The sequence below is a fragment of the Enterococcus sp. AMC1252 genome (genome assembly GCF_058216515.1).
The window spans coordinates 2,910,178-2,922,754 of record NZ_CM177097.1 but is presented as its reverse complement, the minus strand read 5'-3'; the positions used below and the strand labels follow the sequence as shown (position 1 = coordinate 2,922,754).

The following is a 12,577-nucleotide window of genomic DNA, read 5'->3' as shown; positions in this document are numbered from 1 at the left end:
CAAAGGTTTGTCTGAAAAGTTTGACGATGCTTTTTCATCCGAAATATGGTATTGTTTTGAAGAAAGGGTGTTACAATGATTACATATCCTAACGTGCATTTAGCACATTTTATTGAGAGGCCAAATCGTTTTATTGCACAGTGTCGTTTACAAAAAAACGGTGAAATGGTAACGGTTCACGTGAAAAATACTGGTCGATGTAAAGAACTATTTCTTCCGAACGTTGAGGTTGCGTTATCATACCAGCCTTCACCACAGCGAAAAACGGATTATGATCTGATTGCAGTTAAGAAAGGTACTGCTTGGTTTAACATCGATAGCCAAGTACCTAATGCATTAGCCGCTCAATCAATTCAAGATGGTACGATCACTTTATCAGGATTGAATGGGAAAATCGTTTCCGTAAAAAGAGAAAAACGTTTTGCCCAGTCACAATTCGATATATTGGTGGAAACTGATACTGGAAGTAAGGCATTTGTAGAAGTTAAAGGAATGACATTAGAAAATCATACTTTAGGCGCATTTCCAGATGCACCAACATTACGTGGCTTGAAGCATGTGACTGAGTTGATCGAAGCGATGAAAGAGGGGTATCAAAGCTATGTGTTGTTTGTCGTCCAATTTGAGAATGTAACAGCAGCAACGATCCATACAGACATGCAACCAGCTTTAGCAAAAATGATTTTATCAGGACAGAAACAAGGGCTGAGTGTGATTGCTTACAATTGTTCTGTTACTCCTGATACAATAGCAATAGAGCATCAGGTACCATTTGATGTCACAAAAACGTTTGAAGATCCAAATTCAGAAAGGTGAGGGTAAACATGATTCACTTAGGTATTATTGGAACAAACTGGATTAGTCATCAATTTGTTAAGGCGGCATTGGAAACAAATCGTTATGATTTAACAGCCGTTTATTCACGAAAGCTGGAAACAGCTCAAAAATTTGGTGAGGAATATGGCGATGTTGAGTATGCAACGGATTTAAAGACCTTTTTTGGTATTGCACATATGGATACGGTTTATATTGCGTCACCTAATTCTCTACACTTTGAACAAGCAAAACAAGGGATTTTAGCAGGAAAAAATATTATTGTAGAAAAACCAGCCTTCTCAACGCCTGCTGAAATGACAGAAATCATTGAGCTAGCAAATCAGCAAAAAGTATTCTTTTTTGAAGCAGCCCGCAATATTCATGAGAAAAGTTTCAAAAAAATTAGTGATTTACTACCGCTTAAAAATCAAATAGTTGGTGCAAACTTTACTTATATGAAATATTCGTCACGCTACGACCAAGTGCTTGATGGTCAAGAACCAAATATTTTTTCACCACATTTTTCAGGTGGTGCAATGGCAGACCTGGGTGTTTACTTAGTTTATGCTGCTGTCGGCTGGTTTGGGATGCCGAATGAAAGCCATTATTTTGCAAGAAAGATTCCGACAGATGTCGACGGAATCGGAACAGCGATTTTGCGCTATGATTTGTTTGATGTAACGTTACAGACTGGAAAAAATGCCGACTCTTTTCTAGGTTCTGAGATTTATTTTGATGGTGGAACGTTAATTTTAGATAGTGTAAATGCTATCTCTAAAGCAGAATTTCACGATCGAAACCACCAAGAACGAGATATCATTGAGCTTACAACAGAAGAAAATCCAATGATCGAAGAAGCCCATGATTTTGCTGATGTGCTTGAAAATCCTAACGATCCAACGATGGGTGCACGCTACGAGGAATGGATAGAACTATCACGTAATGTAAATAAAGTAGTAACAAATTTGAGAAAAAGTGCCGGTATCGAGTTTGATGCGGACAAAGAAAACCTGTTTTAATGAGGAAAGGACTATTATGACATTTATCAAAAATTTACCAGAAGCTTGGCAAGAACATTGGCAGGCTTCTGGTTTTAGCGAGCCATCAATGATACAAGAAAAAAGTTTTCAACTTTTGAAAGAAAATGAAAATGTATTGGGGATTTCTCCAACAGGATCAGGGAAAACGTTGGCTTATGTTTTGCCGCTACTTTTGAATGTGAAAAAAGATCAAGGCAGTCAGCTATTGATTTTAGCACCGTCACAAGAATTAGCGGTGCAAATCAGTCAAGTTGTACGTGATTGGGCTGCATTACTTCAATTGAAAACCCAAAGTTTGATTGGTGGAGCAAATGTTGGACGCCAAATCGAAAAGTTAAAAAAGAAACCAGAAATTTTGGTTGGAACACCTGGGCGTGTATTGGAACTGATCAAAACAAAAAAAATCAAAAGTCATTTGCTACAAACTATTGTAATGGACGAAGTAGATCAGTTGTTTCATGAAAAAGAACTGAATTTAACGAAACAAATTCTAGCCAGTGCACCAACAGAGTTTCAACTAGTCTTTTACTCAGCAACTGCTGATAGAGTGGCAGAAGAGGCAGAAAGATTAACAGATCAGTTGACGATTATTGATGTAACCGATGAAGATCAATCTGGCGGAGTGGTGAATCATTATTTTATGAGTTTATCTCCGAGAAAGAAAAGTGATTATTTAAGAAGCTTAGCTTATACATCTAATTTTCGAGCGATGGTGTTCTTCAATCAAGTAGCTGATTTAGGTTCGGTCGAAGAAAAATTGATATACGAAGGATTAACAGTTGTTGGTCTTGCTTCGGATCAAAATAAAACACTGCGTAAATTAGCGATTGATCAATTTTCCAAAAAAAGAGCAGTTATGCTTTTAACGACGGATATTGCTGCCAGAGGTTTGGATTTTGAAGCGATACCCTTCGTAGTTAATGCTGAAGTGCCATTGTCTGAAGAAAGTTATATTCACCGGGCTGGACGTGTTGGGCGAATGGGTGCAGCAGGTTCTGTCATTACGTTTGTTAATGATGCAACTAAAAGAGATTATCAGAGATTAATGAAAAAAATAGAGCTCCCTTCAAAGGAAATTTTTCTTTATGATGGTGCAATCCATTTAATTAGGAAAGAAAAAAGTTCAACTGAAGAAAAAATAACAAGTTCAAATGGGACGACCAAAAAAGAGCAGACGACAAAACAAGTGCCAACCAAAAAGACGGCCAAACCTAAAAATCGCCCGAAAAATAATAAAAATAAAGGGGCTAGGCGGAAATCGTCTAATTCTGAGTAATAGCGTATAAGTAAGAACGTCATGATTTAAGGAGGCTATCCATGAAATCTAGAAAAGACGAGATTTTAGCAGTTTTAGAATTAAAAAAGCAAGGCATGACGGCGGCAGATGTCGCAAGCGAGTTAGCAATCGATCGAAGTAATGCTAGCCGCTATTTAAGTGAATTATTCAAGGAACAAAAAATCAGTAAAAGTGATGGACGCCCAGTCATTTATTCAGTGAAAACTGAAGAAGAAAAAGTTCATGTGGATAATTCTAGTGAAGTAACATTTGATAACTTAGTTGGTGCACAGGATTCATTAAAGGTCAGTATCCAACAAGCAAAAGCCGCAATTTTGTATCCGCCCCGCGGCTTACATACCATTATTTTTGGTGAAACAGGAACCGGAAAATCGTTGTTCGCAGAATGTATGTACCATTTTGCAGTTGATTCTAAGACCTTAGCAACCGATGCTCCTTTTGTTTCGTTTAACTGTGCGGATTATGCACAAAATCCTCAATTACTTTTTGGACATATTTTTGGTGTGAAAAAAGGTGCTTATACTGGTGCTAATGAAGATAGCCCAGGTTTAATGTCAAAGGCAGATGGTGGAATTCTTTTCCTTGATGAAATCCATCGCTTACCACCAGAAGGTCAAGAAATGCTATTTACATTTATTGATAAAGGCGTCTATCGTCCACTTGGCGAAAGTGGTCAAACGTATGAAGCATCTGTTCAAATTATTGGCGCAACGACAGAATCTTCTGAAAGCTTTTTGACGACTTTTAATCGTAGAATTCCGATGGCAATCACTTTACCATCTTTAGATGCACGTTCGTTTGATGAACGATACGATATTATCTCATTGTTTATCAAACAAGAAGCAAATCGTTTAAATCAGCGGATTGATATAAAAAGAGAAGCAATCTTGGCTTTTATGCTCTATGATGCAGAAGGAAATATCGGACAGGTTAAACGAGATTTGAAACTTGTTTGCGCAAAATCCTTTCTACACTATCGTACGCATAACGAATCCAGTTTAGTAATCCAAAAACGGGATCTACCTCTTCAAGTACAAAAAGGCTTATTAAAAATCAAAGAAGTTTCTGATCGTTTAGATCGTTTTGTTGACAGCAAAAGTAATTATCTAAGTTTTGAGCCAGGCACGAATGAAGTCGTTTGGTCGCAAGATCCTGCTCGTGATATGCAAGTATATAACGAAATAGAAGAAAAAGTTGCGACTTTATCAGCGAATGAACTGGAAAATGTCGATTTAGAGCAGTTAATTTCCAGCGATATGGATGCTTATTTTCAAACCTATGTGGATGAGCTTACGCAAAACCCTGTGCATAAAGAATTATTACCCGAACCAATTTGGAAGCTGACGGATCATTTGTATGATATCGCAGAAAAAAGACTGGAGCGCACATACAACGAAAAAGCCCGCTTTGCTTTCGCCTTACACTTACAAAGTACAATTGATCGAGTGAGAGAAGGTCATGTGATAGTTCATCCCAATTTAAATAATGTTCGCAAGAAAATGAAAAAGGAATTTCAAGTAGCTATGGATTTATCTGCTATCATTGAAGAAGAGAACAATATTGAAATTCCTTTTGATGAGATAGGATTTATCAGTATGTTTTTATCGATCAATGTGGGTAGCAGAGAAAGAGTCCATGAAAATAATGTTGGCGTTGTAGTATTGATGCATGGTGATTCAACTGCTTCAAGTATGTTGAAAACAGCGCAGGAATTACTTGGAACAGAAACAGGTGTCGCAATGAACATGCCGCTAACGATGGAAGTTCAGACAATGTATGAACAGTTAAAAAGTTTCGTATTGAGCCATCGTGAAAAACTAGTGAACGGAATGCTTCTTTTAACAGATATGGGTTCACTGAATTCTTTTGGAAACCTGATTTTTGAAGAGACTGGTATTCGGACAAAAGCAATCACAATGACTAGTACAATGATTGTTTTAGAAGCAATCCGGATGGCAAGTGTGGGAAGAAGTTTGGAGGATATTTATCAAAATATCCAGATGTCGTTTGAAAGTATTATTAGAGAACAGTTTCGTAGTAGTCCGCAAAATCGTGAGGATGTTAAAAAAGCTGTGGTTGTTACTTGTTTTACTGGCGAAGGAGTTGCGGCAAAATTATATCAACGAATTTTACCTGTGATCGATGAAAACAAAGTAGAAATCATTCAAATGCAATTTTTAGAACGTGAAGCGTTTAAAAAACATATTGATAGTTTAATGGAAGAATATGAAATTAAAGCAATAGCTGGAACCGTTGATGTGGAATATCAAAACATTCCATTCTTTTCAGCATATGATATCTTTGATGATGAAAAATTAAACGTTTTGAAACGGATTGCGGGTGATGAGGTACCAACGGAGAAAATCGTGAAATCATTAGGTGGAACGATCACAGCAGTTGACTCATTGCAAAAATTAATTGTTATGCTACAAAAAACAGTTCATCAAATTCAAACGGATATGCATATTATAGTAGAACCAGGTGTTGATGCAGGTGTCGTCATCCATCTTGCGTTCTTAGTAGATGCTATTTTGAAAGGTGAGAAATCAAAAGAATTCGAGAACCTTGCTGAATTTATGAAAAAAAATCGCCTAGAAACAGATGTGACTAGAACCAACCTTATGGTGATCGAAAAAGCCTATCGTATAGCGTTTACCGAGTCGGATATTGCACATTTGACACTATTATTTTTAGAAAATAAAATAAAAACAACAACAGAATACACACACAATTAGTCAGTGTGTAATTGAATTTCTGTTAGTGTGTACACAAGATGTATAGACCAAAACCACGGAATCAATGGGTTTGGTCTATACATTTTTTTGGCACGCTTCTTGCTTTATATAAAAGTGTAAGTACAACAAAATTTAGAAGGAGTGTAAAAAATGGCTAAAAAAACAATTATGTTAGTTTGTTCAGCAGGAATGAGTACAAGTCTATTAGTAACGAAAATGCAAAAAGCAGCAGAAGATCGTGGAATGGAAGCAGATATCTTTGCAGTATCCGCATCAGATGCAGATAATAATCTAGAGGCTAAAGATGTAAACGTATTACTTTTAGGTCCGCAAGTACGTTTCATGAAATCTCAGTTTGAGCAAAAATTAGCACCTAAAGGAATTCCTTTTGATGTAATCAATATGTCAGATTACGGCATGATGAACGGCGAGAAAGTGTTAGATCAAGCAATTGCTTTGATGGACAAATAAAAAGTAAAAATAAAAAATGAACGGAGTTACAAAACGTGGAAGATCAACAAAACTTAGAAGCAGTAATGGGATTGATTATGTATGGAGGAAATGCTAAAAGCGATGCAATGGAAGCGATTGCCGCAGCTAAAGCAGGAGACTTTGAATTAGCCGATCAAAAAATCGCTGATGCCGAGGAATCTTTAGTTCAAGCACATCATTCTCAAACAGGAATGCTAACGCAAGAAGCACAAGGAAATCATATTCAAGTGACTTTATTGACAGTTCACAGTCAAGATCATTTAATGACATCGATTGCTTTTACTGATTTAGCAAAAGAGATCATTGATTTGTATCGTCGCATGGACAACGAGTAATCTGTGTTATTTTCTTTTTTGAACGGAAGAAAATAGAAGTTAAAGTTTTTTGAACGGGACTTTAACAACTTACATTGTTTTAAAGAGTTTGATCGCTCTTTGAATAAATATTATTTATAGGAGGAATTAAAAAATGGATGGATTAACAGCCTGGATGGAGAAGTACATTCTACCTGTGGCCGGTAAAATTGGTGCACAAAAACACTTAGTTGCACTACGTGATGCTTTTATCGGAACAATGCCAGCAACAATGGCAGGGTCGATTGCCGTAATGATCAACGCGATAATTCGTGATTTACCGCAACAATTTTTCTCTGACTATGCAGCAAATCTTGCTGCGGACAAAGGTTTCTTTGCAGTTATTAATGTTATTATTGGGATCAACGGATTTGTTTGGAACGGTACTTTGGCGATTGCTGGTTTGATTTTTGCCTTTTCTTGGGGATATAATCTAGCAAGAGCATATAAAGTAAACGACTTAGCTGGTGGTATCGTTGGTTTGGCAACATTGATTCAAGGGATTGCTTTTTCTTATTCTAATACATTAGAAACAGCGGTTCCAAAACAATTGATGAATACAATCAATGAAAACTCAGCAACAAGTGGTTGGTCAGCAACAGCTGAAGGCTTAACAGCCGGCGGTTGGGGTTGGTTAAAATTAGATCACTTAAATGGTAATGCATACTTCACAGTAATGATCATGGGTGCTATATCTGTTATCATTTTCTGTAAATTAATGTTGGCGAATATCACAATCAAAATGCCTGATTCAGTTCCGCCAGCAGTATCAAAAGCTTTCGCTGCGATTTTACCTGCAACGATCGCATTATATGTTATTGCAATTATTAACTTTGTAGTAGGAAAATTAACAGATGGACAATTGATCATCGATCTTGTTCAAAAATATATCGCAGAACCATTCTTGGGACTATCTCAAGGTTTAGGTGCTGTATTGATCGTAACGATTTTCGTTCAAATTTTCTGGTTCTTCGGTATCCATGGTCCAAACGTATTGGCACCAGTTTTAGAAGGTATCTGGGGACAAGCACAATTGATCAATATCGATATTTTCCAAAAAGGGTATAAAGGTTTGACTGGTACGCCAGCTGTCTTGAAAGCCATTGATGATGGAAAAGCGTATATGTGGGTTCGTGGTTCATTTGATGCATTTGCATGGTTTGGTGGATCAGGTGGTACAATCGTTCTGATTGTTGCTATTTTGTTATTCTCTAAACGTGCAGATTACCTAACTGTTGGTAAATTATCATTAGGTCCTGGTATCTTTAACATTAATGAACCAATCATGTTTGGTTTACCAATCGTATTAAATGCAATCATGTTTGTACCATTCTTAGTTGCACCAGTAGTTGCAACAACAATTGGATGGTTAGCAACATACTTCGGATTAGTTGCGCCAGTTTCACAACAAGTAACATGGGTTGTTCCTCCAATCTTGCTATCATTCTTAGCGACAGGAGCTGACTGGAGAGCGCCAATCGTAACAATTGTATGTATGGTTGTAACATTCCTTATCTGGACACCGTTTGTTATTGCGGCAAATAGAATGGAACCAACAGATTTCGAATAAAATTAAATAGTATGTTGCTTTCACTTCTAACATGAGGTGAAAGTAACTGCTTTATTGTTAAGGAGAGAATAAAATGATCACAATTGCGAGTGCAATGCAACAAGAAGAAATCAAAAAGTTATTAGAAAACTATGATGGTGGCGATTTTACATACACATTCAAAGAAAAAAAAGGAATCAAATTAGCATTTGATGTAACTGGTGATAAGGAAGAAGCTGCTAAAAAAGCAAAAGAATTAATCAAAGCACAGCCTTGGGGCGGTGTCTTGTTCTTCCAAGCAGCTGCAGTTTAAAAAAGATTGGACGGATGAAAGATGGTTAGAAACGGCTTATTTATGTGCAGTATCGGTTTTATAATAATTTTATATACGTTAAATCCTGCTTCAATGAAATATGATTTGTTAAGCATGGCAACAGGGATTTTCTTAGTAGTTGTTGGCGGTTATTTCTTTTTTAAAGGGAGAAAGATTGAAGAATCTAAAGCAAAGAAACAACATAATGAGGTGAAGAAATAATGGAGATTACAAAAAAATTAAATATTCCAGCGCCTTACTTTTATGAAAAAGTGATTGATTCTGTTCTTTTTGATATTCGCAAGCACACTGGGAAAAGTTTAACAAAGAAACAATTGAACAATTTTGAATATGTAAAATCATTTTCTAAAAACAGCCGAGCAAAAATCAAAGTTGAAAAAATCGTTGATAACTCATCTTATCATTTTAAAACTTCAACAACTAAGAATAATTTTTCGGTGGGCTACGAAATTGTACCAATCGATGATAAATCGTGTGAGGTTCACTATACAGAAAAAATGGAATCGTTCGGATTTCTACAAAAAATAAATGATGCAGTTCTAGGGACAATTTTAATGTACTTTAAAAAACGTCAGTTTAGTAAAATGCTTCAGATGATAGAAGAATCTTATTGAGAGAGTGTCGAGAGGCACTCTCTCTACGTTTTTCTTTAACTAAAGTTAAGGTGATCAAAGAACATCAAGTATTGTTACTCGCAAAAAAATCCTTATAAACTACTTTCCTCTTTTTTAGACTAATCAACTGTCTATTGATTGTTAAACCATAAAAAAAGTCAAATCTATTTAAACTATTCCTTATTTGCGTTATCCTTATCTACAAAAGATAAGGAGTGAGTGCAATGAATGGAGTTAAGAGAATGAATGAAGAACAAGCAGAAGAAATGTTTCAATTAGCTGTCTATGCATTCAATTCAGAAACTACAGAGAAACGAAAAGAACGGTTCAAAAAGATCGTAAAACATTCTTGGAACTATGGTTTCTTTCATGAGGATAACTTAACAAGTCAAGTTATTTCTACACCATTTACAGTCGCATTTCATGGTGCGAGTTATCAAATGGCTGGAATCGGTTGTGTTTCATCGTATCCTGAATATCGCGGAAAAGGCGGTATTTCTGCTATTATGAAGCAGGTGCTAGCAGAATTAGCTGAAAATAAAGTTGAACTTTCATACTTAGCGCCATTTTCGTATCCATTTTATAGAAAATATGGTTTTGAGCAAGTATTTGAGCAAATTAGTTATACAATCAAAGCGGCGGATTGGCCAAATGTCAAATCTCAACCTGGTGTGATGAAACGTGTAGGGTATAACGAGGCGAAAGGTTTCTGCCAAATGATTTATTCTGCTTCTCCGAAAAATCAAAGAGGAGCGTTAATTAGAGAATCTTGGTGGTTGGACTATACATTTGGGATGGATCAGAAGAACCAGTTTGCTTTATATGAAGATAATCTGGGAAAGGTGCAAGGGTACTTGATCTATCAATCAAGCGCAGAGTGTTTTGTTATTAAAGAATGGGGGTATTTGACCAATCAGGCGTTTCAATCAATCATCCGCTTTATCGGTTCTCATAGTGGTTCCTCACAAGGATTTCGTTTAGAAACAGGATTTGATGGTAAAAATCTAAGTTATTTAACCCCATCTCCATTAGTAGAAATGAAAATCACTCCATTTATGATGGCACGAATTGTTGATTTGAGAAATTTTTTGGTTAAATATCCTTTTAAAGCAGGAAATAAAGAAATTTATTATTTTCAAGTTGAAGATGAGTATGGTCCGTGGAACAATGGGCTTTGGAAACTAGAAGTAAGCGAGACGGGGGAAAGTATTGTAACAAAATTTGATCAAATCCCTGAACGATTAACAGAGGAAGTGATTGTAAGTTCGATTCAAGCACTGACTCAGATTTTCATGGGGTATCGAACAGGTGTTGAGTTGAGTTTCTATGAGAAAATTACAGGGAATAAACAACAAATCCAGTCATTAGATGCACGCTTAGTAAAAGGTGTGCCAAGTTTAGCTGATTACTTTTAAAAAGATTGGGTGAGTTAGTGATTTAAGTGCTCACTTAGCTTACAGGTATGAATGCCTTATTTTGATATTAGTAAGACTTCAGGAGCTTTTTATGTATAAGCAAATGATTAGCAGGACTTTCTGAAAGACTTTATAATACATAATATAGAAACCTATAAAAGTCTGAAAATGAAAGGCAGTGAAGAGCATGAGTAAAACCAAAGAAGAAAAAGTTACAAGGAACGGTAAAATCGGCAAAGCATTGGCTGTAGTTATAGGTGGACTTTATTTAGTCAAAATGCTGAAAGGTAAAAAAAAACAATAGTAAATAAAAAGTTAGAGGGAAAGTGATGCTGAGTTTAAATTAGGATCACTTTCTTTTTATTTTTCATTGACACTGACTGAAAAGACTTCTAAAATAAATAATGAAGTGTTCTCGTAGCTCAGTAGGATAGAGCAATCGCCTCCTAAGCGATAGGCCGCTGGTTCGATTCCAGTCGGGAACGTAAAAAACACCTGTCAAATGTTGATTTGATAGGTGTTTTATTTTATTTGTGCCAAATGAGTTATAAATATTTTAAATTGTATTCAATGTTATTTTTTTATTACAGATATTTATAGAATGATTGGACATAGAATTGTTTTTCTTGGTCATACATAACGATCTAAGAGTAATTTTTATTTATGAATGTTTTTGTGTCGTGATAAAAAATATTCCAATTAGTGATAGCAATTGTTTTTTGCTAAGTAAAAATTAGTAATAAGTTCATCTTGGCAATGGCTTCATTTCTGTAGAACTCTTGATTTTAGCATAACTAATAGATTCATAAACGTTTTCCGAATCAATTCTATCCCTATGCAAAGAATAAAAACTAGTAAAGGCTGAATGAGCGTTCTTAGTATGAACATAGGCCATGGATCAGAAAAGTGAGCGGCATTTTTAAATGTTGTAATCCATAAAAAATCTCTGATGATTGGGTTATCATGAATTAGCAATACTGCAAAAATACAAGATCCTAAAGAGACTATTAACTTACTATTGATATTAAATCTTAAGAATAAAGCAAATAGACAAATTGAGAAGATTATTGTGTTGATGCTAGATAATTCAGCAAAAAAATAATGTGAAAAGTTTAAAGAAAATGTCTTATTTATGAAGTTGATTAGAATTGGACCAATTATAATACATATTAGCGAAAACATAAAAATAATCAATACTAATCGTTTATATATTCCAGTTAACTCAGTTTCAAATTCCTTAATAAGATAGCCAATAAGAGTAAATACGATTAGTAATGCTAGATGGCTAAGTTGAAAGCTGGCATCAAGATTTGTAATGTTTTTAAGCACTGTAGGTATTCGTGTAGCAATAATAAACATTACAAGAAATTTTAGTAATTTGTTCTTTTCAACTGTTGTTACAAAATTTTTTAACATGGGAAGTAACAAATACAAAAAGAAGTAAACTGTGGGAAACCAATATAAGGATAGTGGGATCGGGAAGATGTAAACCCAGATATACTTGCTGATTCCAATTTCTCCCAGAAATAGAAAAATTAGATAAATAGTAATAGAATAAAAAGTAACTTGTTTCCAAAGCGTAATAAGTTTACTTCGCTTCAAGGTAGAGTCTTTTAAAAAATAACCGGTAATTAGTACAAAAAGGACAACGCCAATTTTTCCAAAACTCCCTATAAGCTCTATAAAATATTGTCTATTAGAAAATTGTTCAGGAAATATCCATTTACTATGGACACTGTAGTGATGGTACACAATCATCAGCATACTGATGATTCTTAACAACTCAATATTTGCTTTTCTTTTCATTTTTTCCTCCAATGGTATGACAAACTATGTTATTTTAACATATTCTCAACATACATTAATAATAATTAAGATAATTTAATAAAAAATTTGAAATTATTCTGATATAAGCTGGAATGATACGTTATT

At 35.2% G+C, this 12,577-nt stretch carries 12 protein-coding genes and 1 tRNA gene; 12 read left to right on the top strand and 1 reads right to left on the bottom strand.

Annotated features, from left to right (window positions below; genetic code table 11):
• Positions 1-78 precede the first annotated feature (78 nt).
• The 12 genes from sfsA (at position 79) to AC4BB5_RS13745 (ending at position 11,130) form a co-directional block, all read left to right on the top strand.
• Entirely contained in the window at positions 79-816 is a 738-nt protein-coding gene (gene sfsA / locus AC4BB5_RS13800; protein ID WP_490459073.1) for a DNA/RNA nuclease SfsA, read from the top strand.
• 8 nt (positions 817-824) lie between these two features.
• Complete coding sequence (locus AC4BB5_RS13795) at positions 825-1,835, top strand: Gfo/Idh/MocA family protein (protein ID WP_490456687.1); 1,011 nt, start codon at positions 825-827, stop codon at positions 1,833-1,835.
• Positions 1,836-1,851: 16 nt separating this feature from the next.
• On the top strand, positions 1,852-3,132 hold the full coding sequence (locus tag AC4BB5_RS13790; protein WP_490456686.1) for a DEAD/DEAH box helicase: 1,281 nt from the start codon (positions 1,852-1,854) through the stop codon (positions 3,130-3,132).
• A gap of 41 nt (positions 3,133-3,173) precedes the next feature.
• Positions 3,174-5,888: a sigma-54-dependent transcriptional regulator gene (locus AC4BB5_RS13785; protein WP_490456685.1), complete on the top strand. Its 2,715-nt coding sequence runs from the start codon at positions 3,174-3,176 to the stop codon at positions 5,886-5,888.
• A gap of 150 nt (positions 5,889-6,038) precedes the next feature.
• On the top strand, positions 6,039-6,359 hold the full coding sequence (locus tag AC4BB5_RS13780) for a PTS sugar transporter subunit IIB (protein ID WP_010764085.1): 321 nt from the start codon (positions 6,039-6,041) through the stop codon (positions 6,357-6,359).
• A 35-nt stretch (positions 6,360-6,394) separates the two neighbouring features.
• Entirely contained in the window at positions 6,395-6,715 is a 321-nt protein-coding gene (locus AC4BB5_RS13775) for a PTS lactose/cellobiose transporter subunit IIA (protein ID WP_010764086.1), read from the top strand.
• A gap of 133 nt (positions 6,716-6,848) precedes the next feature.
• A complete protein-coding gene (locus tag AC4BB5_RS13770) occupies positions 6,849-8,303 on the top strand; it encodes a PTS sugar transporter subunit IIC (protein ID WP_490456684.1) in 1,455 nt (484 codons plus the stop codon).
• A gap of 73 nt (positions 8,304-8,376) precedes the next feature.
• The gene (locus AC4BB5_RS13765; RefSeq protein ID WP_430602168.1) at positions 8,377-8,595 is read left to right on the top strand and encodes a hypothetical protein; all 219 of its coding nucleotides are present in this window, start codon (positions 8,377-8,379) and stop codon (positions 8,593-8,595) included.
• 21 nt (positions 8,596-8,616) lie between these two features.
• Complete coding sequence (locus AC4BB5_RS13760; protein ID WP_490456683.1) at positions 8,617-8,817, top strand: DUF3188 domain-containing protein; 201 nt, start codon at positions 8,617-8,619, stop codon at positions 8,815-8,817.
• Positions 8,817-9,230 (top strand): DUF3284 domain-containing protein, encoded by a 414-nt coding sequence (locus AC4BB5_RS13755; protein ID WP_490456682.1) that lies wholly within the window; start codon positions 8,817-8,819, stop codon positions 9,228-9,230. The genes AC4BB5_RS13760 and AC4BB5_RS13755 overlap by 1 nt, the downstream gene beginning before the upstream one ends.
• A 224-nt stretch (positions 9,231-9,454) precedes the next feature.
• Positions 9,455-10,645 carry a GNAT family N-acetyltransferase gene (locus tag AC4BB5_RS13750; protein WP_490456681.1) on the top strand — a complete coding sequence of 397 codons (1,191 nt, stop codon included), beginning with the start codon at positions 9,455-9,457 and terminating at the stop codon, positions 10,643-10,645.
• A gap of 411 nt (positions 10,646-11,056) precedes the next feature.
• Positions 11,057-11,130: transfer RNA gene (locus AC4BB5_RS13745), tRNA-Arg, on the top strand.
• A gap of 277 nt (positions 11,131-11,407) precedes the next feature.
• Here the strand turns inward: AC4BB5_RS13745 and AC4BB5_RS13740 are convergent.
• Positions 11,408-12,451 (bottom strand): acyltransferase, encoded by a 1,044-nt coding sequence (locus AC4BB5_RS13740; protein ID WP_490456680.1) that lies wholly within the window; start codon positions 12,449-12,451, stop codon positions 11,408-11,410.
• Positions 12,452-12,577 lie beyond the last annotated feature (126 nt).